Source organism: Streptomyces sp. SAS_272 (assembly GCF_052543235.1).
On the sequence record NZ_JBMNDR010000096.1, the window covers coordinates 1 to 26093 of the forward strand.

Here is a 26093-nt window from a genome sequence, read left to right on the forward strand (position 1 = left end):
CTCCCTGGAGGGAGGCCGGGGCCACAGGTCGAGCGCGGGTCAGGCTGCGGCAGCGCAGTTCGGGCAGATGCCGCGGTAGGTCACCTCGACGTCCGACACGGTGAAGCCGAAGCGCTCCGAGTCGGGGAGGTCGGCCAGCGGGTTGCCGACCGGATGCACGTCTTTGATGGCGCCGCAGCGGGCGCACACCAGGTGGTGGTGCGGACGGTGGGCGTTCGGGTCGTAACGCTTGGCGCGCTTGTCGGTGGCCACCTCGAGCACCTCGCCGAGGGAGACGAGCTCGCCGAGCGTGTTGTAGACGGTCGCCCGGGAGATCTCGGGCAGCCTGACCACCGCTCTCGCATGCACCTCGTCGGCCGTCAGGTGGACGTGGTCGCCCTCGAGCACCTCGGCCACGACGCGTCGCTGTGCGGTCATCCGCCATCCGCGTCCGCGCAGCCGTTCCAGAAGGTCACTCATGGATCCAGTCTAACAGTCGACCGGACCAGGTCACGAACCAGTGTGACTTTAGATTCTGGATGGACTTGGACGGATTCCAGAGTCTGTTTCACTGCGCCCGGGCGCGTTCCGTGTTCGGACGGACGCCTGCTGTCGGGTTCGGGCGGGCGCCTGTCGAAGGGTTCGGGCGGGCGTCGTCGAATTCAGACGGGCACCTGCTGACGGGCCGGCGCCCAGCAGCGGATGATGTCGCGGACCGAGACGATGCCGGCCGGTCCGCCGTGGTCGAGGACGATCAGATGACGGAAGCCGCCGTGCGCCATCGCCCGGGCCGCCTCCTCCAGGGTCCAGGTCGGGGCGGCGAAGACGACGTCGTCGGTGGTGTGGGCGTGGGTGCGTTCGGTGTCCGGATCCTGGCCGAGGCCCACGGAGTTGAGGATGTCCCGCTCGGTGAGGATCCCGATGCCGCCGGCGTCGGGGTCCAGGACGACCGCCGCGCCGACGCGGCGGGCGGCCATCAGGGCTGCGGCCTGACGGAGGGTGTGTGCGGGGCCGATGGTGAGAACCACCGTGCTCATGGCGTCGCGTACGAGCATGGGCTGATGCCACCTCCTAAGAATCCACGGGTCGTTCATGGATTCACAAGTTCACAAGTGGGGGTGCTGTCAGCGTGGCAGGTAAAGCAGGGGTCAACAAGAGGGCGCGCGCGGCCGATTGAGGGCGCGCGCGCTCATCTGGGCGTTCCGGACGCGCCTCAGTAACGCTGTTCGAGATAGCCCAGCAGCTCGTCGTGGAGGAGACCGTTGGAGGCGGCGGCGTTGCCGCTGTGCGGGCCCGGGCGGCCGTCGAGGCCGGTGAAGGCGCCGCCCGCCTCCGTCACGATGATCGCGTTGGCCGCCATGTCCCAGAGGGAGAGCTCGGGTTCGGCGCACAGGTCGACCGAGCCCTCGGCGACCATCATGTACGGCCAGAAGTCGCCGTACGCGCGCGTGCGCCACACGTCGCGGGTCAGGTCGAGGAAGCCGTTCAGCAGCCCGCGATCCTCCCAGCCGCTCAGCGAGGAGTACGCGAAAGAGGCGTCGGAGATCCGCGAGACGCGTGAGACGTGCAGCCGGCTCGCGGAGGACAGGCTGCGGCCGCTGAACGCGCCGTGGCCCTTCGCGGCCCACCAGCGGCGGCCCAGCGCCGGCGCGGAGACCAGGCCGACGACGGGCTGGTAGCCGCCCTCGGCCGCTTCCGTCAGCGAGATCAGGGTGGCCCAGACGGGCACGCCCCGTACGTAGTTCTTGGTGCCGTCGATCGGGTCGACCACCCAGCGGCGGGGGCCGGTGCCCTCGACGCCGTACTCCTCGCCCAGGACCGCGTCCCGGGGACGGGCGCGCTGGAGCTGGCCCCGGATGAGCTCCTCCGCGGCCTTGTCGGCCTCGCTCACCGGGGTCATGTCCGGTTTGGTCTCGACCTTGAGGTCGAGGGCCTTGAAACGGGCCATGGTCGCGGCGTCGGCGGCGTCCGCGAGCACGTGCGCGAGGCGGAGGTCGTCCAGGTAGTCCGGCATGGGACGAACCGTATCCGGCCAAGCCGAACAGGGGCCACAGGGGGCGGCGGCGTAAGGCCCGGGGAGGTCGGGAGAGGCGCCGATCACCGGTCGGTGGCTCCGCCACCCTTGACAGTGCGGCCGTGCGCGTCAAACCTGGGCGCAGAGCCACTCGCTCCAGGGAGGCGACGATGCCTGCAGCGCGGGAATCCCTACTGGACGCCGCCTTCGAGGCGCTGGCGCTACGGCCGTGGGCCGCGGTGCGGATGGTGGACGTCGCGGCGTCCGCCGGGGTGTCCCGGCAGACGCTGTACAACGAGTTCGGCAGCAAGGACGGTCTGGCCCGGGCCCTGGTCAGGCGCGAGGCCGACGGATACCTCGCCGGGGTCGAGCGCGCACTCGCCGCGCACGGCGACATCCGCGAGCGGCTCGCCGCCACCGCCGAGTGGACCGCCTCCGCCGCCCGGGAGAACGTCCTCGTACGGGCCGTCCTCACCGGGTTCTGGAGCGAACGGCTGCCCTCGCCGACGCTCTCGGCAGTGCCGTCCTCCTCCGCTGTGCCGGCCCAGCGGCGGGCGGACGGGCCGCTGCCCTCACCCGCCGACCTCGTCGGCGCCGTCCGTGACCGGGCCGTCGCCGTGCTCTCCGGCCCCGGCGCCGTCCGCGCCGACGCGGCCGATCTCGCCCGGTGCTCGGAACTCGCCGTCCGTCTCGCGCTGTCCTGTCTCGCCGCACCCCCGCCGGGGGAGGACGGGGTGGCCGACCTGGTGCGAGGCGCCCTGCAGCGACCGGCCAGGGCCTAGACCGTCGAGAAATCGGACCGTCCGGGTCCTGGACTGTCCGGGTCCTGGACTGTCCGGGTCCTGGACCGTCCGGGCACTGGACCGTCCGGCGACCAGGACGTCGCAGACCGGTTCCGGCCCCGATGCGCCCGCCGCCTGAGGCGTCCGACACACGCCCTAGTGAGCCGACCCCGACAGCTGCAGCCCGATCACTCCTATGATCACCAGGCTGATGGAGATGAGCTTCAGCGTCGACACCAGGTCGCCCAGGAAGACCATGCCGTAGATGGCGGTTCCCGCCGCGCCGATGCCCGTCCACACCGCGTAGGCGGGGCCCACGTCGAGCTTCTTCAGCGAGAGGGTCAGCAGGCCGAAGCTCCCGAGGGCGAAGGCGCAGAAGGCGATGGTCGGCCAGAGCCTCGTGAAGCCGTGGGACAGCTTGAGGCAGACGGCGAAACCGGTCTCGAGCAGTCCGGCCACGACGACCAGCAGCCACGCCATGTGCTGTCCCTCCGTTTGACCGGCCCGGTCCGGCTCGGTGCGATTATGCACTTACCGGCCCCGGGCCGACGCAAACAACGCGGTGGTCAGCCGGTGAGTGTGACGGGGCATCAGGCCCGGGGCGCCGGCGGTCCGGCCGACGGGTCAGTCGCCCTCCGTGCGCTCGCGCGTGGCGAGCAGCCGGCGCAGCGAGTACAGCCGCGCCGGGTCGGCGTGGCCGTCGGCCACCCAGGCGTCCAGCGCGCAGTCCGGCTCGTCGTGACTGCACGCGCGCGGGCAGCCCTCGGTGCCGGGCACCAGGTCGGGGAAGGCGAGGATCACCCGGGACGGGTCGACGTGGTGCAGACCGAAGGACCGCACGCCCGGAGTGTCGATCACCCAGTCGTCCGTGCCCGCCAGCGGCAGGGCCAGCGCCGAGGTCGTGGTGTGGCGGCCGCGTCCGGTCACCGCGTTCACATGGCCGGTCACCCGCCGCCGCTCCTTCGGGACCAGCGCGTTGACCAGCGTCGTCTTGCCGACGCCGGAATGACCGACGAACGCCGTGATCCGCCCGGCCAGATGCTCGCGCACCACGTCCGCAGCGGCGCCGTTCTCCAGCTCGTCCCGGCTGGTGACGACGTACGGGATGTCGAGGTGGCCGTACAGCTCCAGCAGCTTGTCCGGTGAGGCCAGGTCCGACTTCGTCATGACCAGCAGGGGGGTCAGGCCGCCGTCGAAGGCCGCGACGAGACAGCGGTCGATCAGACGCGGGCGGGGCTCCGGGTCGGCCAGGGCGGTGACGACCGCCAGCTGGTCGGCGTTGGCGACGACGACGCGCTCGTACGGGTCGTCGTCGTCCGCGGTGCGGCGGAGCACCGACGTGCGCTCGCCGATGCGGACGATGCGGGCCAGGGTGTCCTTCGTGCCCGACAGGTCGCCGACGAGGTCGACCCGGTCGCCCACCACCGCCGCCTTGCGGCCCAGCTCGCGGGCCTTCATCGCCAGCACGATCCGGTCTTCGACCAGGCAGGTCAGCCGGCCCCGGTCGACGGTGAGGACCATGCCCTCGACGGAGTCCTCGTGCTTGGGCCGGATATGGGTGCGAGGCCGGTTGCCCTTGCGGTTCGGGCGGCTGCGGATGTCGTCCTCGTCGGTGTGCTTGCCGTAGCGGCGCATGGCAGAAGTCCCTACGCCCCGAGCATCCCGGTCCACAGTTCCGGGAAGTCCGGCATGGTCTTCGCGGTCGTCGCCACGTTCTCGATCTGCACGCCCTCCACGGCCAGGCCGATGATCGCGCCGGCCGTCGCCATGCGGTGGTCGTCGTAGGTGTGGAAGATCCCGCCGTGCAGCCGGCGCGGACGGATGTGCAGACCGTCGGCGGTCTCCGTGACGTCCCCGCCCAGTTCGTTGATCTCCTTGGTCAGCGCGGCCAGCCGGTCCGTCTCGTGCAGCCGCAGATGGGCGACGCCGCGCAGGGTGGACGGGGAGTCCGCGAGGGCGGCGACCGCCGCGATGCCCGGCGTCAGCTCGCCGACGTCGCCCAGGTCGACGTCGATGCCGTGGACCGAGCCCGAGCCGGTGAAGACCAGGCCGTAGTCGGCCAGTTCGCAGGAACCGCCCATCTCGGTGAAGATCTCGCGCAGCCGGTCACCCGGTTGGGTGGTGCGGGCCGGCCAGTCGGGGATCAGCACCCGGCCGCCGGTGACCAGTGCCGCTGCCAGGAACGGCTGGGCGTTGGACAGATCCGGCTCGATCGTGAGGTCCCTGCCCAGCAGGGCGCCCGGCGTGACCCGCCAGACGTTCGGCTCGCCGCCCGACTCCGGGGTGTCCACCTGGGCGCCGACCGCGCGCAGCATGTCGACCGTCATCCGGATGTGCGGCATCGACGGCAGCGAGGAGCCGGTGTGCCGGACCTCCACGCCCTGGTTGAAGCGCGGCCCCGACAGCAGCAGGGCCGACACGAACTGGGACGAGGACGAGGCGTCGATCTCCACCGGGCCGCCGTCCAGCGCGCCGCTGCCGTGCACGGTCAACGGCAGCGCCCCGCGGCCGTCGTCGTCGATGCGGGCGCCGAGGACGCGCAGCGCGTCGATGACGCCGTGCAGGGGACGCTCGTAGGAGCGCGGGTCGCCGTCGAAACGGACCGGTCCGTCGGCGAGGGCGGCGAGCGGCGGCAGGAAGCGCATCACGGTGCCCGCGTTGCCCACGTCCACCGTGGCCGGGCCGCGCAGGCCGTCGGGCAGCACGCGCCACGCCTCGCCCGCGCGGTCGGGGTTCCCCGCGCCGCCGGTGGAACTGGACGACACCGTCTCCTCGATCTCGACGCCCATGGCCCGCAGGGCGTCGGCCATCAGCAGGGTGTCGCGGGAGCGCAGCGGGCGGCGCAGCCAGCCGGGCTCGGAGGCCAGGGCGGCCAGCACCAGCGCGCGGTTGGTGACGGACTTCGACCCCGGCACGTGGACCGTCGCGTCGACGGCCTCGCTCGCGTGCGGGGCGGGCCAGAGGGCGGTGTGGGCGGGGTTCGGGGCCATGGACTCCACTCTAATGAACTCGGGAGACCGTCGTTCGGGCGCGAGCGCCCATGACCGGCCGCGCCGAGGTGCGCGGCCGGTCATGCCGCGCACCGCGGCGGGGCCGCGGCCGGGCGGCCACGCCTCCGGGAGAGATGCCACGGGCCGCGGGAGGCCGCCGGCGCGGGCCGCCGGCTACAGGCCCAGCAGCCACCTGCCGCCGCCCAGCAGCGCGCACAGGCTCACCGCGTGGAAGAGGAACAGCCACAGGCCGGCCGGTACGTGCGTCAGCCTCGACAGCTGGTCCGCGTCGGAGTCTCCGGCCCCGCCGTGCGACCGCTTCGCCTGCAGCTCGAACGCCGGACGGACCCCGCCCAGCAGCAGGAACCACACCACCGCGTACGCGAACGCCGCCTGCACCTGTGGGCCCGCCAGCCAGGACACGAGCAGGAAGGCGCCGCCGGTGAGGACGACCGTCAAGGCGCCGTACGCGTTGCGGATCATCACCAGCATCGCCAGCAGCAGGGCTGTCGCCGCCCAGAGCAGAAGGGTGATGCGGCCGGCGCCCAGCAGGGCGGCGCCGCCGAGGCCGAGCAGCGGGGGAGCGGGGTAGCCGGCGGCAGCGGTGAGGATCATGCCGAGGCCGTGCGGCTTGCCCCGGCTGAGGGTGAGGCCGCTGGTGTCGGAGTGCAGCCGTATCCCGGTCAGCTGACGGCCGGTCAGCAGCGCGACCAGGCCGTGGCCGCCCTCGTGCGCGATGGTGATCGCGTTGCGGGAGACCCGCCACAGGCGGTGCGGCACGACGACCGCGAGCGCCGCCACCGCGGTGGCGATCACCACCCACAGGTCGGGGTCGGTCTGGGTGCCGACGAGACGGTCCCACAGGTCGGGCAGCGCGAGGGCGGCGGTGCTGTCCATGGTCGGGGGTGGCTCCCTCTCGTGATGCACGGGTCGGCGTGTGGCGCCGGCGCCGGTGGTGGTGGCCGGGTGACGGGTCGGCCTGGCAGTGTGGCACGTATGTGCGGACGGTATGCAGCCAGTCGTGGGCCCGAGGATCTCGCAGGAATCTTCGAAGTCGAGAAGTGGGAGCCCGAGGAGAGCCTGGAGCCCGACTACAACGTGGCGCCGACCAAGGAGGTCTACGCCGTTCTCGACCGTCCTGTGAAGGACGCCGAGGACAAGCGCCCGGTTCGTCAGCTGCGCAGGCTGAAGTGGGGGCTGGTGCCGTCCTGGGCGAAGACCCCCGAGGGCGGCGCCCGGATGATCAACGCGCGCGCGGAGACGGTGCACGAGAAGCCGTCGTACCGCCGTGCCTTCGCCGCCCGGCGCTGCATCCTGCCCGCCGACGGCTACTACGAGTGGGTGACCGGCGTCCAGGAGCGGGATCTCGAGGTCGAGGGGAAGAAGAAGCGGCCGCGCAAGCAGCCCTACTTCGTGCTCCCGGCAGACGGCACGGTCTTCGCGATGGCCGGGCTCTACGAGTTCTGGCGGGACCGGACCCTGCCCGACGACCACCCGCAGGCCTGGTGGACGACGTGCTCAGTGATCACCACCGAGGCGGAGACCTCCCCGCTCGCCGTGGCCCCCGCCGACGGCCCGTACGCCCTCGCCGACATCCACCCCCGGATGCCCTTGATGCTCACCCCCGACCGCTGGGACGCCTGGCTCGACCCGGCGCGCACCGACGTCGACGGCCTGCGCCCGCTCCTCGAGCCGCCGGCGGAGGGGCTGATGCGCGCCTACCCGGTCTCCACGGCCGTCAGCAACGTCCGCAACAACGGCGCGGAGTTGCTGAAGGAGCTGGACGGGCCCGAGGAGGGCACACTCTTCTGACGTGATCACCGAAACCGTGGAGACCGAGGCGGGGACCGCCCGCATCACCTGGCATCGCGCCGGCAGACCGGCTTTCGTCCTCGCCGTCAGCCATGGGGCGGGCGGCGGCGTCGACGCCCGCGACCTCCAGGCGCTCGCCGCCGTGCTGCCCGGGCACGGGGTGAGTGTGGCCCTGGTCGAGCAGCCCTGGCGGGTGGCCGGCAGGAAGGTCGCGCCCGCTCCGAAGACCCTCGACGTCGGCTGGCGCGGGATCTGGCCGGCCGTCACCGCGTCCGGGGCGCCGGTGATCTCCGGCGGCCGGTCGGCCGGGGCCCGGGTGGCCTGCCGCACCGCCGCCGAGCTCGGCGCCCACGCGGTGCTCGCGCTCGCTTTTCCGCTGCACCCGCCCGGGAAGCCGGAGAAGTCCCGCGCCGGGGAGCTGCTCGGCGCGGGGGCGCCCACCCTCGTCGTCCAGGGCGGCAACGACCCGTTCGGCAGGCCGGAGGAGTTCCCCGAGGGCCCGTACGAACTCGTGGAGGTGCCGTACGGCGATCACGGGTTCGCGGTGCCGAAAAGGGCTCCCGTGACCCGGGAGCAGGCGCTGGAGACCGTCACCGACTCGGTCGTGCGGTGGATCGGGTCGCTCGGCTGAGCGCTGAGCGCCGACGGCCGGGTGCGACGTGCGGGGCGCTGCGGGCGGCGTGCCGTGCGCGGGGAATGCGGAGGGCGGCCTCGCTGTTGAGGCGGACAGAAGTGCTGAACATCCGGCACCGACGTCAGTGGGAGAGGAAGTCCTCCGCATGGGTTCGACCATCTGCCCGAGCCGTACCGACCTCGACTGGACGGTGCTGCACGCGGCCAAGATCGCTCCTGTTCGAGCGGCGGCAGGCACGGGTAGTCGTCTATCCTCCGATTCGAGTGGGATCGGTTTCGGTTCCGCCCGCGATCTTGAGGAGGTGGGTCCGGTCACCGGTACCGACGCAGGGACCGACAACGGCCAGGCGGAGCTGCCCGAGGGCCAGGGCGTGAGCGGGGAGACGGGCGTGGAGTCCACCGCGGAGCGCAGCGCGCGCTTCGAGCGGGACGCGCTCGAGTTCCTCGACCAGATGTACTCGGCCGCCCTGCGCATGACGCGCAACCCGGCGGACGCCGAGGACCTGGTGCAGGAGACGTACGCCAAGGCGTACGCGTCCTTCCACCAGTTCCGGGAGGGCACCAACCTCAAGGCCTGGCTCTACCGGATCCTGACCAACACCTTCATCAACTCGTACCGCAAGAAGCAGCGCGAACCCCAGCGCAGCGCGGCCGAGGAGATCGAGGACTGGCAGCTGGCGCGCGCCGAGTCGCACATGTCCACAGGTCTGCGCTCCGCGGAGTCGCAGGCGCTGGACCACCTGCCCGACTCGGACGTGAAGGCAGCGCTTCAGGCCATTCCGGAGGAGTTCCGGATCGCCGTGTATCTCGCGGACGTAGAGGGCTTTGCGTACAAGGAGATCGCGGACATCATGGGCACACCCATCGGCACGGTGATGTCCCGGTTGCACCGGGGCCGCCGTCAACTGCGCGGCATGCTCGAGGACTACGCCCGTGAGCGCGGACTGGTCCCGGCCGGCGCCGGAGAGTCGAACGAAGCGAAAGGTTCGGGCTCATGAGCTGCGGAGATCCGCACGAGACGGACTGCAGTGAGGTCCTCGACCACCTGTACGAGTATCTCGACAGCGAGATGCCTCCTCTCGACCGGGACAAGTTCCAGCACCACTTCGAGGAGTGCTCGCCCTGCCTGGAGAAGTACGGGCTGGAAGAGGCCGTGAAGAAGCTGGTCAAGCGGTGCTGCGGACAGGACGACGTGCCGACCGACCTGCGCGCCAAGGTCATGGGCCGGATCGACCTGATCCGCTCCGGCCAGGCCGTCCCCGAGCATGACGTGGCCACCACGTCGGCGACTCCCCAGGAGTCCTGACCCGCGGTGACGCGGGGCCCGAGAGCTCGCCCGCCTGCGGTGAACATCGGGCCCGCGCCCCGTCGCCGTCACCCGAATGTGCTAATCCGCGGGTGATACGCCCGCACACCCACCCCCGGCCGTCCTAGGCTCCTGAGCCCGGACAGGCACGGCTGGGGGGAGTGGCCCATGGAGGGGATCCCGGCGCGGGCGCGCGGTTACGTCGCCTGTGTCGCCCTCGGCGCGCTGTTCTGCACGCTCCCCTCGCTCCCCGGCCCGCGGACCCCCTGGTGGGCCGTGGCCCTGCTGGCCGCGGTGTACGCGGCGGGCGAGCAGGTCGCCCGCCGCAGGTTCGCCGCCACCCTCCACCCCGTGCTGCTCGCCGGGGCGTTCCTGCTGGCGCCCTCCGCGGCCGCCCTCGTCCCGCTGCCCGGCGCGCTGTTCTCGCACGTCGAGCAGCCCCCCTTCCTGCTGCGCCGCGTATGGCGGGCCGCCGAGTCGTCGCTCGCCGTGTGGCTGGCGGCACGGACGCACGAGGCGCTCGGCGGACGCGAGGCCGTGGCCGGCTCCGACCTGCCGTCCGCACTCCTGCCGGCGGGGGCGGCCGTGCTGGTGTTCTGCGCCGCGCTCGCCCTCCTCGACGGCGGGATGTCGGCGCTCGCCGAGGGGCTCCCGCTGCGGGCGGTCTGTCAGGGGCTCTTCCTGCGCTCCCTCGCCCCGGTCGCCGTGCACGGCCTCGCCGGGCTGATGACGGCCGTGCTGTGGAGCAGCCCGTACGGCCCCGTCGCGGCGCTGCTGGTGCTCTTCCCCATGGCGGTCTCCTGGTGGGTGTTCGCCCAGTACCACCGTGAGCGAGCCGCCCACCAGGCGACCATCCGCGCCCTGGTGCAGGCCGTCGACCTCAAGGACGGCTACACCCGCGGCCACAGCGAACGCGTCGGCCAGGCCTCGATGTCGATCGGGCGCGAACTCGGCATGGACGAGCACCGGATCGAGATGCTCCGGTTCGCCGGCATCCTGCACGACGTCGGCAAACTCGGCGTGCCCACCCGGCTGTTGCGCAAGGAGGGGCCGCTGACGCCCGAGGAACGCCGGGTGATCGAGCTGCACCCCGAGTACGGGCACGAGATCACCCGGGGCATCTCCTTCCTCGGCGAGGCGCGCTCGGCGATCCTCCACCACCACGAGCGCATCGACGGCACCGGCTATCCCTACGGACTGGCGGGCGGTCAGATCCCGGAGGCCGCGCGGGTGGTCGCCGTCGCAGACGCGTTCGACGCGATGACCTCCACCCGGTCCTACAGCCGGGCCCGGCCGGTGGAGGCGGCCCTCGAGGAGCTGCGGCGGTGCGCCGGCTCCCATTTCGACCCCCGGATGGTCACCGCGCTGACCCGGGTCGTCGGTCGGGACGGCTGGCACCCGGTGGTGACCGCCGAGGAGAGCCGGCCCGGCGTGCCGGCTCCCGCCCCGACGCCCGACGACCGCTCGGAGGCGCGCCGGTGACCCTCTGCCGCGAGCCGGGCGCGCCGACGACCTCCCGCAGCGCCCTGGCGGCTCTCTACGCGGCCGCCGTCCTCCTGGTCGGGGGCTGCCTCCTCGTCACCTTCCTCACGGGCCTGCGGGAGCGCCCCGTCGCGCTCGCCTTCGGGATCCTCGTGGCCGTCGGCGAGCCGACCCTTGCGCGCTCCCGGCTCCGCCCGGGCGACGCCGGCCCGGCGAGCGGGCCCGGACTGCGCGAGACCGCGCCGCTCGGCGCCGCCGGGTCACTGTCGTACGCGCTGCTCGGGGAGCACGCCGGGCATCCCACGCATCACGGGGTCGCGCAGGTCGTGGCGGTGGTCGCGGCCGCCTCCCTGCTCGGCAGCGTGCCCCAGGTGGCCCGCGGGCAGGGGCCGGTCCTCGACCACCTGGTCCGGCGCGTACTGGCCGTCGGGTTCGCCGCGGTCTGTTTCCAGCCCCTGTACAACCGCGGGGCCTTCGCCGACTGGAGCGGCCCCGCGTACGCGCTGCTGCTGCTGGCGCTGCTGGTCCTGACCGTCCTGTGCGACGCCGTGGTGGCGGCCGCCCTCGCCTGCTCCCGCACCGGCTGGCCGTTCCCCCCGCTGCTGCGCGAGGAGCTGCGGGCGGTGCCCGGGATCGGGTCGGCGGTGTGCGCGACCGGCGCGGTGATGGCGCTCGCGGTGGCCGTCGTCGGGCTGTGGGCGCTCCCCGTGTTCTCGGTGCCGCTGCTGCTCACCCAGCTGTCGCTGCGCCGCTACGCGGCCGTCCGCGCCACCTACCGGCAGACCATCGCCTCTCTCGCCCGGGCCACCGAGATCGCCGGGTACACCCCGCCCGGGCATGCCCGCCGGGTCGCCGCGCTCAGCCAGGCGGTGGGCCGGGACCTGCGGCTTCCGGAGCCCGAGCTGACCGTCCTCGAGTACGCCGCCCTGATGCACGACATCGGGCAGCTCAGCCTCGTCGACCCGGTTCCGGCGGGGGCCACGGCAGGCCTGCCGGCGGCCGAGCAGCGGCGGATCGCGCTGCTCGGAGGGGCCGTCGTCCGCCAGACCGGGGTGAGCGCCCAGGTGGCGACGGTCGTCGAGCGGCAGGCCGACCCCTACCCGGAGCAACCGCTGGCGGCCCGCATAGTCCGGGCGGTGAACGCATACGAGGAGAGGGTGCGGGGCAGCGGTCCCGACGGGCCTCTCGCCGCCCTGGAGGAGCTGCGCCTCGGCACCGGCCGGGAGTACGCGCCCGAGGTGGTGGAGGCGCTGGCCAGGGTGCTTTCGAGGACGGGTCTGACCCTGCCCGTGGGTGGGTAACCCATGGGTAATGAGCGGCCTTCCGGCCACACGTGGTTGGATGCGAGGGAGAGAGTGTCCGGGGGCACTGGCCAGCCCACAGAACGGAACTGGCAGGCGGGAATCGTGAGGATCTTCGGCAAGGGACGGCACCGGCCCTCCGCCTCCTGGCGGCAGGCCACCGATCGCGCGTTCACGCTGATCGGCGACGGGCGGTACGAGGACGCGGGCGCGCTCCTGACACGTGCCGCCGACCTGGAACCCTGGCTTTCCGAGTCCTGGTTCAACCTCGCCCTGCTGCACAAGTTCCGGCACGACTGGGAGCAGGCCCGCACGGCCGGTCTGCGTGCCGTCGCGCTGCTGGACCGGGAGGCCGGGGCCCCCGACTGGTGGAACGTGGGCATCGCCGCCACCGCCCTGCAGGACTGGCCGCTGGCCCGCCGCGCCTGGCAGGCCTACGGGCTGTACGTGCCGGGTGAGGCCACGGGCGCGGGCGAGCCCGTCGGGATGGAGCTGGGCAGCGCGGCCGTACGGCTGTCGCCCGAGGGCGAGGCCGAGGTGGTGTGGGGGCGGCGGCTGGATCCCGCCCGCATGGAGGTGCTGTCGATCCCGCTGCCGTCCTCCGGGCGCCGCTGGGGCGAGGTCGTCCTGCACGACGGGGTGCCGCACGGTGAGCGGACCACTTCCGCCGGCCACTCCTACCCCGTCTTCGACGAGATCGAGCTGTGGGCCCCGTCCCCCGTGCCGACCTGGGTGGTGCTGCTGGAGGCGGCCTCGGAGACGGATCGCGACGCTCTGGAGCAGCTGGCCGCCGACGCGGGCTTCGCGGCGGAGGACTGGTCGTCCTCGGTGCGGCTGCTGTGCCGGATGTGCTCGGAGTCGCGGATGCCCTCCGACGAGGGGGACGGCGAGCACCTCGACCCGCACGACCACAGCGAGCCGGGACACCCGGGCCCGCTCGGGCACGTGACCGACGGGCAGCTGTGGGCGCCGGAGCGGGAGTGCGGGGTGGCCGCGCCCGCCTCGCTGGTGCGGGGGCTGCTGGACGGGTGGGTCGCCGACAGCCCGGACACCCGTGACTGGCGGGACCTGGAAGAGGTCTGCTAGCCGTCCCCGTACCCTGTATCAGCGACGAACCCCCGGGCGGGGGTCCGAGGGCAGCCCTCGGAGGACACAGTCAGGAAGGCATACGTCGGTCATGGCGCAGCAGGACACCGATCAGCAGCACGGGGGCGTGCTCCCCGTGGACGACGAGGGCTTCGTCATCGACACCGAGGAGACGGAGGAGCGCGAGCGGGCCCACCGCGAGCGCGGCGCCTCGCGGCCGATCACGGTCGTCGGCAACCCGGTGCTCCACAAGGAGTGCAAGGACGTCACCGCGTTCGACGACGAGCTGCTGAAGCTGGTGGACGACATGTTCGCCTCGCAGCGCACCGCGGAGGGCGTGGGCCTGGCCGCCAACCAGATCGGCGTGGACCTGAAGGTCTTCGTCTACGACTGCCCCGACGACGAGGGCGCCCGGCACGTCGGCGTCGTCTGCAACCCGAAGCTCGTCGAGCTGCCCGCGGACCGGCGCCGGCTGGACGACAGCAACGAGGGCTGTCTGTCGGTGCCGACCGCCTACGCGCCGCTGGCCCGGCCGGACTACGCCGAGGTGACGGGTCAGGACGAGCGGGGCAACCCGATCAGGGTGCGCGGCACCGGGTACTTCGCACGGTGTTTGCAGCATGAGACCGATCACCTCTACGGGTACCTCTACATCGACCGTCTCTCCAAGCGTGAACGCAAGGACGCGCTGCGGCAGATGGCCGAGAACGAGCCTCGCTACCCCGTGGTCGCCAACGGCTGAGCCGCACCCGCACACCCGACGCCTGTCCGGACTTCTTCCGGACAGGCGTCGTTCGTGTGTCCGACGGACGTTCGGTCGCTTACGCACATCTACTGCACATCTGCTGACTCGTAACCAGTCACCTGGGGGCGGATTCTCGGCATGTTGGGGTAGTGAATGAAGCAAATCCGTTCCCAGAACGGTCAGTTGTAGTGCTGAATGGGATGAGCGGGGATACGCAACGGCGCACGCCCGGCACGGCGGTAGGGGTGTGCGGCCACTGGCGGCTGAGAGGGGTTGTTCGTGCCAGCTTTCCCATACAGCACCACATACAGCACCACGGTGACCGCGCCCGCGGTCCCTCCCTCGCTCTCTCTTCCGGTCATCGAGTCGGCGTTTCCCCGGCAACTGCATCGATATTGGCCCCGGTTGCAGGAGAACACCCGCTCCTGGCTGCTGGAAAAAAGGCTGATGCCGGCGGAGAAGGTCGCCGAATATGCCGACGGTCTTTGCTACACGGACTTGATGGCGGGCTACTACCTCGGCGCACCCGACGAGGTCTTGCAGGCCATAGCCGACTACAGCGCCTGGTTCTTCGTCTGGGACGACCGGCACGACCGTGACGTCGTGCACGGCAGGGTGTCCTCCTGGCGGCAGCTCAGGTTCCGCTTACACGCGGCCCTGGACTCCCCGGCGGAGCATCTGACCCACCGGGATCCGCTGGTCGCCGGGCTCGCGGACGGCGTCGGCAGGCTGTACTCCTTCCTCCCCGGCACCTGGAACGCCCGGTTCGCCCGGCACTTCCACACCGTGATCGAGGCGTACGACCGGGAATTCCACAACCGCATCGAAGGACGCATTCCCGGTGTCGAGGAATACCTCGCCCTGCGTCGGCTCACGTTCGCGCACTGGATCTGGACCGACCTGCTGGAGCCGAGCGCGGGATGCGAACTCCCGGACTCCGTACGGAAACACCCGTCCTATCGGCGCGCTGCCCTGCTGAGTCAGGAGTTCGCCGCCTGGTACAACGACCTCTGCTCGCTCCCCAAGGAATTGGCGGGCGATGAGGTGCACAATCTCGGAATCAGTCTCGTCACTCATCAGGGAATGACTCTCGAAGAGGCTGTCGAAGAAATAAGGCGGCGCATCGAAGAATGCATATCCGAGTTCCTCGCCGTTGAGAAGGACGTCTTGAGGCTCGCCGACCGACTTGCCGACGGGACGGTCCGCGGAATGCAGCTCGCCGCCGCCGTGCGGGCTTGCCTCGGCAATATGCGGAACTGGTTCAGTTCCGTCTACTGGTTCCATCACGAATCCGGCCGTTACATGGTCGAAAGCTGGGACGACCGGTCCACGCCCCCGTACGTCAACAACGAAGCGGCAGGTGAGAAATGACCGTCGAGTCGGTGAAACCCGCGACCGCCGAGGCGCCCGAACTGCGTGAGCCACCGCTGGCAGGCGGCAGGGTCCCGCTCCTCGGGCACGGCTGGAAGCTGGCCCGTGACCCGCTGGCCTTCCTGGCCCGGCTCCGCGACCACGGCGACGTGGTCCGCCTCAGGCTGGGCCCCAAGACGGTGTACGCCGTCACCGCGCCGGACCTCACCGGGGCCCTGGCGCTCAGCCCCGACTACATCATCTCCGGCCCCCTGTGGGAGTCCCTGGAGAGCCTGCTCGGCAAAGAGGGCGTGGCCACGGCCAACGGGCCGATGCACCGCCGCCAGCGGCGCACGATCCAGCCCGCGTTCCGGCTCGACGCCATCCCCGGCTACGGCCCCATCATGGAGGAGGAGGCGTACGCGCTCGTCGAGCGCTGGACGAGGGGCGAGGTCCTCGACGTCACCGCGGAGGCATTCCGGGTGTCCGTGCGCATCTCGGCCCGCTGCCTGATGCGCGGCAGCTACATGGACGCCCGGTCCGAGCGCATCACCTCCGCGCTCGCCACGCTGTTCGCCGGCATGTACCAGCGCATGGTCGTACCTCTCGGACCGCTTTATCGGGTACCGATTCCGGCCAACCGAGAATTCAACCGGGCGCTGGCCGATCTGCATCGGCTGGTGGACGAGATCGTCGCCGACCGAAGGGCATCCGGTCAAAAACCGGACGATTTGCTGACGGCTTTGCTGGAGGCGAAGGACGAGAATGGCGACCCGATCGGGGAGCAGGAGATCCACGACCAGGTCATCGCGATACTCACCCCGGGCAGCGAAACCGCCGGCTCAGTGGTCATGTCGTTGCTCCACGTCCTCACCGAGCACCCGGATCAAGTGGACAAGATCCGCGAAGAGGTGAAAAACGTTGCCGGCGACCGACCGGTCGCATTCGACGACGTCCGAAAGCTCCGGCACACCGCCAATGTCGTCGTCGAGACCATGCGGCTCTATCCCGCCGTATGGATATTGACGCGGCGCGCGGTGACCGACACGGAGCTCGGCGGATACCGCATTCCCGCCGGGGCCGACATCGTCTACAGCCCGTACGCGGTTCAGCGCGATCCGCGGTCGTACGAGCGGCACACGGAGTTCGACCCCGACCGCTGGCTGCCCGGACGCTCCGCGGAGCTGCCGAAGTACGCGATGACGCCGTTCGGCGTGGGCAACCGCAAGTGCCCCAGCGACCACTTCTCGATGGCCGAGCTGACGCTGATCACGGCGGTGGTGGCGAAGGCGTTCCGCTTCGAGCCGGCGCCCGGCTCCGACAACCGGACGCACATCGGCATCACGCTCCGGCCGCGCCGGCTGCTGCTGCGGGCGATACCCGGGTGAGGGCCGCGGCTCAGGCCACGGCCTGCGGACCGCGGAACGTGCGCCGGTAGGCGTTGGGGGTCGTCCCCAGCGCCTGCACGAACTGGTGGCGCAGCGCGCCCGCCGTGCCGAAACCGGCGCGCCAGGCGATCGCGTCCACCGTCTCGTCCGTGGCCTCCAGCAACTGCTGCGCCAGCAGCACCCGCTGACGCAGCAGCCACCGGTAGGGGGTGGTGCCGGTCTCCTGCTGGAAACGGCGGGCGAAGGTGCGCGGCGACATGTGCGCGCGCTCCGCGAGCCGTTCGACCGTGATCTCCTGGTCGAGGTGCTGCTCCATCCACGCGAGCACCTCGCCGACGGTGTCGCACCGCGACCGGGGCAGCGGCCGCTCGATGTACTGGGCCTGGCCGCCGTCCCGGTGCGGCGGCACCACCATCCGCCGGGCGATCCGGTTGGCGACCTCCGGGCCCTGCTCCTTGCGGACGATGTGCAGACAGGCGTCGATGCCCGCGGCCGTCCCGGCCGAGGTGATCACCGGGTCCTCGTCGACGTAGAGCACGTCCGGTTCCACGAGGGTGCGCGGATACTGCCGGGCCAGCCGCTCGGCGTGCCGCCAGTGCACCGCACAGCGCCGCCCGTCCAGCAGTCCCGCCGCGCCCAGCACGAACGCCCCCGAGCAGACGCTGAGCACCCGCGTGCCGCGGTCCACGGCCCGGCGCAGCGCGTCGAGCAGCTCCGGCGGGAAGTCCCGCTCGCCGTAGGTGTCGCCGGCCGGCACGGCGATCAGGTCGGCGCTCTCCAGCCGCTCCAGACCGTGCCGGGTGCTCATGGTGAACCCGGCGTGGGTGGTCAGCGTCGACCCCTCCGCCGAGGCGACGGCGAAGTCGTAGACCGGCAGCCCCTCGTCGCTGCGGTCGATCCCGAAGACCTCGCAGACGACGCCCAGTTCGAAGGGGTGCACACCGTCCAGGAGGATCGCGGCCACGTTGTTCAGCATGCCGCCAGTGTGCACCGCAGTGGCAGTAATTTGAAGATGTGCGGCAGTCCTGCCACTGTCAGGAGCATCCGGCGTGTACGACGCTTACCTCATGAACGCACTCAGCGAGTACCTCACCGTCCTGGCCCTCTTCCTCGTCCTCGCGGCTCCGGCGCTCGTGGGACATCTCCACGAGCGCCGGATCGACCGCCAGCTGAAGGCCGCCGCGCAGGCCGCAACGGCCGCGCGGCCCGTGACCCCGGACCGGACGCGGACTCAGAAGTCCTCGTCCAGGTCCACGGTGCCCTCCACCGCGACCTGGTACGCCGACGGACGGCGCTCGAAGAAGTTGGTCAGCTCCTGAACGCCCTGCAGCTCCATGAAGGAGAAGGGGTTCTCCGAGCCGTACACCGGGGCGAAGCCGAGCCGCGAAAGACGCTGGTCGGCGACGCACTCGAGGTACTGCCGCATCGACTCGGTGTTCATGCCCGGCAGGCCGTCGCCGCACAGATCACGCCCGAACTGCAGCTCGGCCTCGACGGCCTCCCGGAGCATGGCGGTGACCTCCTCCTGCAGCCGGTCGTCGAAGAGCTCCGGCTCCTCCTTGCGGACGGTGTCGACCACCTCGAAGGCGAAGCTCATGTGCATGGTCTCGTCGCGGAACACCCAGTTGGTCCCGGTGGCCAGGCCGTGCAGCAGGCCCCGGCTGCGGAACCAGTAGACGTACGCGAACGCGCCGTAGAAGAACAGGCCCTCGATGCACGCGGCGAAGCAGATCAGGTTGAGCAGGAAGCGGCGCCGGTCGGCCTGCGACTCCAGCCGCTCCAGCTTCTCCACCTCGTTGATCCACTTGAAGCAGAACTCGGCCTTCTCCCGGATGGACGGGATGTTCTCCACCGCCGCGAAGGCCGCCGCCCGGTCGTCCGGGTCGGGCAGATAGGTGTCCAGCAGCGTCAGATAGAACTGGACGTGCACGGCCTCCTCGAAGAGCTGCCGGGACAGGTACAGGCGGGCCTCGGGGGAGTTGATGTGCTTGTACAGCGTGAGCACGAGGTTGTTCGCCACGATCGAGTCGCCCGTCGCGAAGAACGCGACCAGCCGGCCGATCATGTGCTGCTCGCCCTCGGACAGCTTCGCCAGGTCGGTGACGTCCGAGTGGAGGTCGACCTCCTCGACGGTCCAGGTGTTCTTGATGGCGTCCCGGTAGCGCTCGTAGAAGTCGGGGTAGCGCATCGGGCGCAGGGTCAGCTCGAAGCCCGGGTCGAGCAGGTTCTTCTCGGTCTTCTCGGGTGCGGTGGTCATTACTGGCAGGCCTCGCAGGACTCGGGGTTCTCCAGGGAGCAGGCGACGGCGTCGGGGTCGGCGGCCTGCTGCACGGGGATGGTGTTCTCGGGCTGCGCCTGGGCCCTGGCGGCCCGGGCGATCCGGGTGGCCGGGCGAGAGCGCAGGTAGTACGTCGTCTTCAGGCCCGACTTCCAGGCGTACGCGTACATGGAGGAGAGCTTGCCGATCGTCGGCGTCTCCAGGAACAGGTTCAGCGACTGCGCCTGGTCCAGGTACGGGGTACGGGCGGCGGCCATGTCGATCAGGCCGCGCTGGGGGATCTCCCATGCCGTGCGGTACAGGTCCCGCACCTCGGCCGGGATCCACGCGAAGCCCTGCACCGAGCCGTTCGCCTCGCGCAACGCCTCACGGGTGCGGGCGTCCCAGACGCCGAGCTCCTTGAGCTCGCGCACCAGGTACGAGTTGACCTGGAGGAACTCGCCGGACAGCGTCTCGCGCTTGAACAGGTTCGACACCTGCGGCTCGATGCACTCGTAGACGCCCGCGATGGAGGCGATGGTGGCGGTGGGCGCGATGGCGAGCAGCAGGGAGTTGCGCAGCCCCGTCGAGGCGATCCGCTCGCGCAGCGCCGCCCAGCGCTCGGGCCAGGCGAACTCGACGCCGTAGTGGTCCGGGTGCAGCACGCCCCTGGCCGTGCGGGTCTTCTCCCAGGCCGGCAGCGGGCCGCTGCGCTCGGCCAGGTCGGCGGAGGCCTCGTAGGCGGCGAGCATGACGCGCTCGGCGATACGGGTGGAAAGGGCCTTGGCCTCGGGCGAGTCGAAGGGCAGCCGCAGCTTGAAGAAGACGTCCTGGAGGCCCATCGCGCCCAGCCCGACCGGACGCCAGCGGGCGTTGGAACGGCCTGCCTGCTCGGTCGGGTAGAAGTTGATGTCGACGACGCGGTCGAGGAACGTGACCGCCGTGCGGACGGTCTCGTCCAGCCGCTCCCAGTCGATGTCGCCGTTCGCGGTGTCGACGAACGCGCCCAGGTTCACCGAGCCCAGGTTGCACACCGCCGTCTCGCCGTCGTCCGTGACCTCCAGGATCTCCGTGCACAGGTTGGAGGAGTGCACGACGTGGCCCGGCTCGGCCGTCTGGTTGGCGGTGCGGTTGGCCGCGTCCTTGAAGGTCATCCAGCCGTTGCCGGTCTGCGCGAGGGTGCGCATCATGCGGCCGTACAGGTCTCGGGCCGGGATGGTCTTCCTGGCCAGACCGGCGGACTCGGCCCTGCGGTAGGCCGCGTCGAACTCGTCGCCCCACAGATCGACCAGCTCGGGCACGTCGGCCGGGGAGAACAGCGACCACGGCTCGTCGGCGTTGACCCGGCGCATGAACTCGTCCGGGATCCAGTGCGCGAGGTTCAGGTTGTGCGTACGCCGGGCGTCCTCGCCGGTGTTGTCCCGCAGCTCCAGGAACTCCTCGATGTCGGAGTGCCAGGTCTCCAGGTAGACCGCCGCCGCGCCCTTGCGCCGGCCGCCCTGGTTCACGGCGGCGACGGAGGCGTCCAGCGTCTTGAGGAACGGCACGATGCCGTTGGAGTGCCCGTTGGTGCCGCGGATCAGCGAACCCCGGCTGCGGATGCGGGAGTACGACAGCCCGATGCCGCCGGCGTGCTTCGACAGCCGCGCGACCTGGTGGTAGCGGTCGTAGATGGAGTCCAGCTCGTCCAGCGGGGAGTCGAGCAGGTAGCAGGACGACATCTGCGGATGCCGGGTGCCGGAGTTGAAGAGCGTGGGGGAGGACGGGAGGTAGTCCAGTCGGCTCATCAGCCGGTAGAGCGCCGCGACCTCGTCCAGGGCGCGGGCCGTGTCGTCCTCCGCAAGACCGGCGGCGACGCGCAGCAGGAAGTGCTGGGGCGTCTCGACGACCTTGCGGGTGATCGGGTGCCGCAGCAGGTAGCGGCTGTGCAGGGTGCGCAGTCCGAAGTAGCCGAAGCGGTCGTCGGCGGCGGTGTCGATCAGCGCGTCGAGGCGGGCCGCGTGGATGCGCACGAACTCGGCGGTGCGGTCCGCGATCAGACCCTCGCGGTGCCCGACGGCGACCGACTCGGTGAACGACGTGACGCCCTGGGAGGCGGCCTCCGCGGCGATGCCGATCGTCAGCAGCCGGGCGGCCAGCTTCGAGTAGGCCGGGTCCTCGGAGATCAGGCCGGCGGCCGCCTCCGTGGCCAGCTCGCGCAGCTCCGCGGTGATCTCGGAGGCGGCCCGCGCAGACCGGCCGCGCAGCGCGGCGGCAGCGACCCGGCCGGGGTCGGCGTCGGGCAGATCGGCGGTCAGCTCGGTCAGGGTACGCAGCAACGCGGTCCCGGGACCGTCGGTCTTCAGCTCGGTGACTGAGGCCGGTTCGGCTGGCGCGATGGTCACGTGGGGGCTCTCCCTCGCTCGGCAAGGGGCCTGGCGCAGGGCAGGGGGCAGCACACGAGCGCGCGGGGGCGTCGCGTCCACCGGCCCACTCCACGAGGCCCGGACGTCAGGGCACCCGGACCGGACGGCCGGGCGCGCTGTCGGCAGGACCTCGGACTGAACAGGCGTGCCCATATGGGTAGGGATGCACGCGAGTACACCGTTGCGGGACAGTTCCGGATTCGCACCGGATTCCCCTGCGGCGACAGCGAGCATGAGCATACATCTTGTGCTCGCCTGTCACGCCACCCCCAGATGTTGTGTCGCGATGGTTTCAGAGCGTCAACTGGTAGGTGAGCAGAGTGATGTCGTCCAGCTCCGGCAGGGGCCTCCAGTCCCGCTCCGGTGTACGGACGAAGCCGAGGCGTTCGTACAGGCGGTGGGCCGCGCTCATGGAGCGCTGGGTCGACAGGACGACGGTCGTGCAGCCTTCCACGGCGCGCGCCCGTGCGACGCAGGCCCGCACCAGAGCCTCGCCGACCCCCCGGCCGCGAGCCTGGCGTGCGACGGCCAGCATCCTGATCTCCGTCTCGCCGGCGCGGGCCAGATCGGCCATGGGACCGGAGCCCGGGACGAAGGTGACGCCGCCGAGCAGCAGCCGCTCGCCGTCCACCGCCACCAGAACCTCGGCGGTCGCCGCCCGCTTCGCGACGTCCCTCAGTTCGTGCAGGTACGGGTCGCTCCCTCCGAAGTCGAGGAGGCCGTCGTCCAGGTAGGCGCGGGCGGTGATGTCGCCCAGGGTCTCGTGCTCGGCGGGTGTGACCGGTCGTACGGCGATGTCCATGGCCCAGAGTCTGCCGGACGCCCGGGTTGCGGCGGCTCTCGGGAGTGTTTCCATGGAAGTAGCCGTCGGCGCCGCGTGAATCCTCTGCCCCGCGAGTCCTCCGTGCCGGGAAACCGATCCCGGAACGCGCAAGGAGAACGCCATGACGAGGGTCGTCCGCCATCCGCCCGGCAAGGAGCGACCGCGCGACGCGCCGATGGCCACTCTGCCTTTCCGGCGAGCGGGAACTCGCCTCGGACACGGGCTCGTCGGCCGCTGGCACTCCCTGACGCTCCGTCTGGAGGCGCGCCGCGGCGTCGCCCGGCCCAAGAAGTGGCGCCGGTGGGTCTCCTACGCCAACGTCACCCGGGCGATCTGGCTGGTCGCCGTGCTGGCGGTGCTCGCCTGGATCGGGGAGGGCGTGTTCATCCTCGTCACGCAGGACACGACCCGCTTCGAGAAGTGGCGGCAGAAGAACCAGGGTTTCGAGATCGTCTCCCGGTTCGTCGGCCCGGTCCTCGCCGCCTCGATCGCCGCCGCGCTCTTCCTGTTCTGGTGGTACCGCTGGACCAAGCGGCGATATCTCACCAAGGCCCTGCGCGATCCCCGGCGGCTGGTGCCCACCGCCGGATACGACACCCGCGAGATCGTCGGCCGCGAGGACATCGCCCAGGTCATCGCCGAGCGGCTCCGGGAGCGCGACACCCGGCGGCCGTATCTGCTCGTCGGCGGCGTAGGCGCGGGGAAGACCGCCGTCCTCGTGCGGCTCACGGAACTCCTGGCCCGTCAGAACGCCGTACCGGTGCCGATCAGACTGCGCGACGCGGCGGACGGCGCCGACCTGAACTTCGAACGGCTGGCCAGGCAGCGGTTCGCCCAGGAGGCGCCCAAGGGCGTTCTGGCGCGCAGCAAGATCGACCGGGTGTGGCAGCAACTCCTCGCCGACGACAAGCCGGTCGTCCTCGCCGACGGTCTGGAGGAGGCCCTGCTCGACGACGGCCGGCAGCAGAACCGGGACAACGTCATCCGCCGGGCCATCGAGCGCGCCCGCGAGGAGAAACTGCCCCTGGTCATCGCCTCCCGGCCGCACAGCCCGCTGGAGACCACCTCCGCCGCGATCGTGGTGCTCGAACCCCTCGGCGAGGAGGAGGCGCTGCGTTTCGTCGCGGCGGACGTGCCCGAGACCGACGAGCGCCGGGTGGACTGGATCGTCGAGACGGCGGAGGTGACCGAGTCGCCGATCTACCTGCAGATCGCCCGCGAACTCCACCGGCGGGGAATCCTGGAGCACGACCGTCCGGAAGACGACCCGCAGCACGTCATCACCCGCAGCCGCGACCGCGCCACCCTGCGGCTCTGGCTGCTGGAGACCTGGGCCGAGGCACTGTGCGAGGGGAAGCTGCGCGAGGACGTCGCGCTGACCCCCGACGAGCGCCGCGACACGCTCGAAGTGGTCTGCGCCCTGGCCTGCGTCGGACTGCTCCAGGACACGCTGGAGGTCGGCTTCGCGGAGCTGCTCGACCCGGACGTCCTGCACCCGGGCGCGGCCCGGCGCGCCCGGGCCCGGGCCGAGCACCTGTGGGCCGGCCGCGGCTTCGACCAGTACGGCAAGCGCGGACACACGCTCTCCGACTGGCACCGGCAGCAGATCTGGGACGCGCTGTGCGAGCGGCTCGGCGAACCGGAGCGCAGACGGCTGCGCGAGGGCAACATGGACCAGTGCCAGGCGGTCCTCGCCCGTTTCGCCGCCCACGCGAGCCGGCTCGGACTGGTGGAGGGCTTCGAGCACCGGGTCCGTTTCCCGCACAGCATCGTCCAGGCCTACTTCGGCTCTCGCGTGCTGAGGCACCTGGGGGAGCGGGGCGCCGGGGACCTGACCGAGCAGGCGCTGCAGCCGCCCGGCCCCAGCCGTGAACTGCTGATCGCCCTCGTCCTGCTGTCCCGGGGGCGGACGGCGGACCCGCCTGCCCGCAGGCGCGGTGTGCGGGCCGAGGTGCGCAAGGAGATCGCGGAGCGGGTGCGGCGGGCCCCCGTGCGGGGTCGCCCGCTCGCCTGCCGGCTGTGCGCCGCAGCGGGCCGGCGCACCGACGACCCCAAGGCCCTGGACCTCTATGCGGCCGCCCTGGAGATCGAGAGCGCCGAGGCCGACCCGAGGCATCTGGGAGAGATCGTGCGGGCGGTGCGCCGGCACTGGCCCGGGATCAAGGGCGACCGGCGCACCCTGAGGGACGCCAAGCGCAGAGTCCTCAAACAACTCGGAGCCGCGTTGCGGGCGGTCTCCGACCGGATCGACACCACCCCGCTGTACTGGGAGCTCTTCCGTCTGGCCGTCCAGGAACCCTCCTACTCCATCCGCCTGGTCGTCGCCCAGGAGTTCGGCACCGGGGGCAACGCGGCGTTCGCGGTGATCCGCGAGCGGGTCGGCCTGAACACCGACCCCGTGCACGAGTACAGCGAACGCCTCGACAGGCTGAAGGCATGGAAGAGACAGGAGTACGAGACATGGGCCGCGCGGATGGGAAGGGCTCGGGCGGCCCGCGCGGCGCCGGGGAACGCGCCGGACGAGGACATCGGCCGGCTGCAGGAGGACCGCAAGGAACTGAACCGACGCTACCGTGACCAACGGGTCGATCTCTTCCGGGAGTTCGTGATGCGGGCCTGGATGCTCCCGATGCTCCTGGGCTCCGTCGACGAGGCCCATCGCGACGAGGCCCGGGAACGCCTCACCAAATGGCTGCGCCACCTCGACCCGAAATTCACCGGCGGCGCCCCCGACTTGCCGCTCGCCCTCGAGGCCGCGCTGGCCCAGGGCTTCAAGTACGCGGCCAACCGGCGCCACCGGCACCCGCACACCTACCTGGGAGGCCGGGACGACCTGATCCGCCAGGCGGAGACCGTGCTGCAGCAGTCACGCTGCTGGTACGCGCAGCTCAGCCTGCTCCAGGCGCTGTGCCTGTGGGAACTCCCCGACATGGCCGGCGGCCGCCCCGACGGGCACCAGCCGTTCCAGCTGCTCGGCGGGGCCACCGCCGTACAGACGGTGCAGCGCTGGCTGTCGATGGCGGGCACGGTGAACGCGGCGCCGGGCTCCCCGGACGGATCCGGCCGACGGTGCCTGCATCCGTTCGTCGCCGAGGCCGGCGACCTGGCCGCCCTCGCCCTGGAGACCGGACAGCCCGAGCGGTTCCTGTGGATCGACGAGAAGGGAGTCGCCGACAACATCGGGGCCCGCGCGGGCGACACCGGGGGATACCGCAGGCACAGCCTGTGGATTCCCCCCTCGGTCGGCTGGAGCACCCTCGATCCGCGCGCCCAACGCCTGGTCGCCGACGTCCTGGTGATGCTGAACCTCGTCGAACGGGACGGGCATCCGGACGAGGTCGAGGAGCGCCTGGCCCGCATGGAGCAGCCCGGGATGTCGTTGCCGCCGTGCATCCGCACGGACCGGGAGCCGCTGCGGCCCGGACTGCGCATGGGCACGGCGACCCCGCCCGCACCGGGCACCGCCTGTCTGCCCGACTGCAAGTTCCAGCTCTGCCCGTACCCTCCCCGGGGCGGTGTGCCCCGGGGAGAGATCCGCGAGCCGTTCTGCCGCCAGCAGCAGGCCCTGCTGCCCGGCAGCGTCCGGCGCTGGCTGCCCCGGGGGCTGCGCCGGAAGACCCCGCACTGGGTCGGCATGCGGGTCGGCGAGCTGGACCGCTTCTGGGACGCGATGGCCCGACGGACACGCGACTAGGGCGTGTTCCGCCCTAGGGCAGGTCACGGCACCGGTCCGTACCCTC

24 protein-coding genes and 1 riboswitch are annotated in these 26093 nt (G+C 71.6%); of the genes, 13 read left to right on the forward strand and 11 right to left on the reverse strand.

Translation table 11 applies throughout. The features are described from left to right. Positions 1 to 39: 39 nt before the first annotated feature. From ACN6LD_RS35770 to hisN, 3 genes are all read right to left on the reverse strand, one after another. Positions 40 to 459: a Fur family transcriptional regulator gene (locus ACN6LD_RS35770; RefSeq protein ID WP_319187218.1), complete on the reverse strand. Its 420-nt coding sequence runs from the start codon at positions 457 to 459 to the stop codon at positions 40 to 42. A gap of 182 nt (positions 460 to 641) precedes the next feature. Beyond that, entirely contained in the window at positions 642 to 1034 is a 393-nt protein-coding gene (locus ACN6LD_RS35775) for a CBS domain-containing protein (protein WP_306949378.1), read from the reverse strand. Positions 1035 to 1192: 158 nt separating this feature from the next. Next, positions 1193 to 1993 carry a histidinol-phosphatase gene (hisN, locus tag ACN6LD_RS35780; protein WP_319187217.1) on the reverse strand — a complete coding sequence of 267 codons (801 nt, stop codon included), beginning with the start codon at positions 1991 to 1993 and terminating at the stop codon, positions 1193 to 1195. Positions 1994 to 2163: 170 nt separating this feature from the next. On the opposite strand from hisN, the gene ACN6LD_RS35785 reads away from it, so the two are divergent. After that, positions 2164 to 2775 carry a TetR/AcrR family transcriptional regulator gene (locus ACN6LD_RS35785; protein ID WP_319187216.1) on the forward strand — a complete coding sequence of 204 codons (612 nt, stop codon included), beginning with the start codon at positions 2164 to 2166 and terminating at the stop codon, positions 2773 to 2775. A 156-nt stretch (positions 2776 to 2931) separates the two neighbouring features. Here the strand turns inward: ACN6LD_RS35785 and ACN6LD_RS35790 are convergent, their stop codons facing one another. The 4 genes from ACN6LD_RS35790 to ACN6LD_RS35805 form a co-directional block, all read right to left on the reverse strand. Further along, a complete protein-coding gene (locus tag ACN6LD_RS35790; RefSeq protein ID WP_057584290.1) occupies positions 2932 to 3255 on the reverse strand; it encodes a DMT family transporter in 324 nt (107 codons plus the stop codon). Between the two features lie 144 nt (positions 3256 to 3399). Beyond that, positions 3400 to 4410 carry a ribosome small subunit-dependent GTPase A gene (rsgA, locus tag ACN6LD_RS35795; protein WP_319187213.1) on the reverse strand — a complete coding sequence of 337 codons (1011 nt, stop codon included), beginning with the start codon at positions 4408 to 4410 and terminating at the stop codon, positions 3400 to 3402. 11 nt (positions 4411 to 4421) lie between these two features. Then, on the reverse strand, positions 4422 to 5765 hold the full coding sequence (gene aroA / locus ACN6LD_RS35800) for a 3-phosphoshikimate 1-carboxyvinyltransferase (protein ID WP_319187212.1): 1344 nt from the start codon (positions 5763 to 5765) through the stop codon (positions 4422 to 4424). Positions 5766 to 5939: 174 nt separating this feature from the next. Then, a complete protein-coding gene (locus tag ACN6LD_RS35805) occupies positions 5940 to 6662 on the reverse strand; it encodes a M50 family metallopeptidase (RefSeq protein ID WP_319187210.1) in 723 nt (240 codons plus the stop codon). A 99-nt stretch (positions 6663 to 6761) separates the two neighbouring features. Here ACN6LD_RS35805 and ACN6LD_RS35810 point away from each other — a divergent pair, with 99 nt between their 5' ends. The 10 genes from ACN6LD_RS35810 (at position 6762) to ACN6LD_RS35855 (ending at position 16868) form a co-directional block, all read left to right on the forward strand. Next, positions 6762 to 7577, forward strand: a complete 816-nt coding sequence (locus tag ACN6LD_RS35810; RefSeq protein ID WP_319187208.1) for an SOS response-associated peptidase — start codon at positions 6762 to 6764, stop codon at positions 7575 to 7577. A 4-nt stretch (positions 7578 to 7581) separates the two neighbouring features. After that, the gene (locus tag ACN6LD_RS35815) at positions 7582 to 8208 is read left to right on the forward strand and encodes an alpha/beta hydrolase family protein (RefSeq protein WP_319187240.1); all 627 of its coding nucleotides are present in this window, start codon (positions 7582 to 7584) and stop codon (positions 8206 to 8208) included. Between the two features lie 304 nt (positions 8209 to 8512). After that, on the forward strand, positions 8513 to 9208 hold the full coding sequence (gene sigR, locus ACN6LD_RS35820) for an RNA polymerase sigma factor SigR (protein ID WP_307050312.1): 696 nt from the start codon (positions 8513 to 8515) through the stop codon (positions 9206 to 9208). Beyond that, entirely contained in the window at positions 9205 to 9516 is a 312-nt protein-coding gene (gene rsrA / locus ACN6LD_RS35825) for a mycothiol system anti-sigma-R factor (RefSeq protein WP_306949371.1), read from the forward strand. Before sigR ends, rsrA begins: the two co-directional genes overlap by 4 nt. A gap of 168 nt (positions 9517 to 9684) precedes the next feature. After that, positions 9685 to 10998, forward strand: coding sequence for an HD-GYP domain-containing protein (locus tag ACN6LD_RS35830; protein ID WP_319187205.1), 1314 nt, complete (start codon positions 9685 to 9687; stop codon positions 10996 to 10998). Continuing rightward, positions 10995 to 12299 carry an HD-GYP domain-containing protein gene (locus ACN6LD_RS35835; protein WP_415924821.1) on the forward strand — a complete coding sequence of 435 codons (1305 nt, stop codon included), beginning with the start codon at positions 10995 to 10997 and terminating at the stop codon, positions 12297 to 12299. Before ACN6LD_RS35830 ends, ACN6LD_RS35835 begins: the two co-directional genes overlap by 4 nt. A gap of 105 nt (positions 12300 to 12404) precedes the next feature. After that, on the forward strand, positions 12405 to 13385 hold the full coding sequence (locus ACN6LD_RS35840) for a tetratricopeptide repeat protein (protein WP_319187203.1): 981 nt from the start codon (positions 12405 to 12407) through the stop codon (positions 13383 to 13385). A gap of 91 nt (positions 13386 to 13476) precedes the next feature. After that, positions 13477 to 14127, forward strand: a complete 651-nt coding sequence (gene def / locus ACN6LD_RS35845) for a peptide deformylase (RefSeq protein WP_319187201.1) — start codon at positions 13477 to 13479, stop codon at positions 14125 to 14127. A 282-nt stretch (positions 14128 to 14409) separates the two neighbouring features. Beyond that, on the forward strand, positions 14410 to 15501 hold the full coding sequence (gene cyc1 / locus ACN6LD_RS35850) for an epi-isozizaene synthase (protein WP_445045330.1): 1092 nt from the start codon (positions 14410 to 14412) through the stop codon (positions 15499 to 15501). Next, positions 15498 to 16868, forward strand: coding sequence for a bifunctional albaflavenone monooxygenase/terpene synthase (locus ACN6LD_RS35855; RefSeq protein WP_319187199.1), 1371 nt, complete (start codon positions 15498 to 15500; stop codon positions 16866 to 16868). Before cyc1 ends, ACN6LD_RS35855 begins: the two co-directional genes overlap by 4 nt. A gap of 10 nt (positions 16869 to 16878) precedes the next feature. Here the strand turns inward: ACN6LD_RS35855 and ACN6LD_RS35860 are convergent, their stop codons facing one another. Beyond that, on the reverse strand, positions 16879 to 17844 hold the full coding sequence (locus tag ACN6LD_RS35860; protein ID WP_319187197.1) for a GlxA family transcriptional regulator: 966 nt from the start codon (positions 17842 to 17844) through the stop codon (positions 16879 to 16881). Between the two features lie 91 nt (positions 17845 to 17935). Here ACN6LD_RS35860 and ACN6LD_RS35865 point away from each other — a divergent pair, with 91 nt between their 5' ends. Further along, the gene (locus tag ACN6LD_RS35865) at positions 17936 to 18187 is read left to right on the forward strand and encodes a hypothetical protein (RefSeq protein WP_319187196.1); all 252 of its coding nucleotides are present in this window, start codon (positions 17936 to 17938) and stop codon (positions 18185 to 18187) included. Here ACN6LD_RS35865 and ACN6LD_RS35870 read toward each other — a convergent pair. The 3 genes from ACN6LD_RS35870 to ACN6LD_RS35880 all read right to left on the reverse strand — a co-directional run bounded on the left by ACN6LD_RS35870 (position 18100) and on the right by ACN6LD_RS35880 (position 22332). After that, positions 18100 to 19125: a ribonucleotide-diphosphate reductase subunit beta gene (locus ACN6LD_RS35870; RefSeq protein WP_319187195.1), complete on the reverse strand. Its 1026-nt coding sequence runs from the start codon at positions 19123 to 19125 to the stop codon at positions 18100 to 18102. The genes ACN6LD_RS35865 and ACN6LD_RS35870 overlap by 88 nt on opposite strands. Beyond that, positions 19125 to 21509, reverse strand: coding sequence for a ribonucleoside-diphosphate reductase subunit alpha (locus ACN6LD_RS35875; RefSeq protein WP_319187193.1), 2385 nt, complete (start codon positions 21507 to 21509; stop codon positions 19125 to 19127). Before ACN6LD_RS35875 ends, ACN6LD_RS35870 begins: the two co-directional genes overlap by 1 nt. Before the next feature lie 125 nt (positions 21510 to 21634). Further along, positions 21635 to 21770, reverse strand: a riboswitch (cobalamin riboswitch). Between the two features lie 52 nt (positions 21771 to 21822). Then, on the reverse strand, positions 21823 to 22332 hold the full coding sequence (locus ACN6LD_RS35880; RefSeq protein ID WP_445045331.1) for a GNAT family N-acetyltransferase: 510 nt from the start codon (positions 22330 to 22332) through the stop codon (positions 21823 to 21825). A gap of 142 nt (positions 22333 to 22474) precedes the next feature. Between ACN6LD_RS35880 and ACN6LD_RS35885 the strand changes: the two genes are divergently transcribed. Beyond that, the gene (locus ACN6LD_RS35885; protein WP_319187190.1) at positions 22475 to 26047 is read left to right on the forward strand and encodes an ATP-binding protein; all 3573 of its coding nucleotides are present in this window, start codon (positions 22475 to 22477) and stop codon (positions 26045 to 26047) included. Positions 26048 to 26093: the final 46 nt, after the last annotated feature.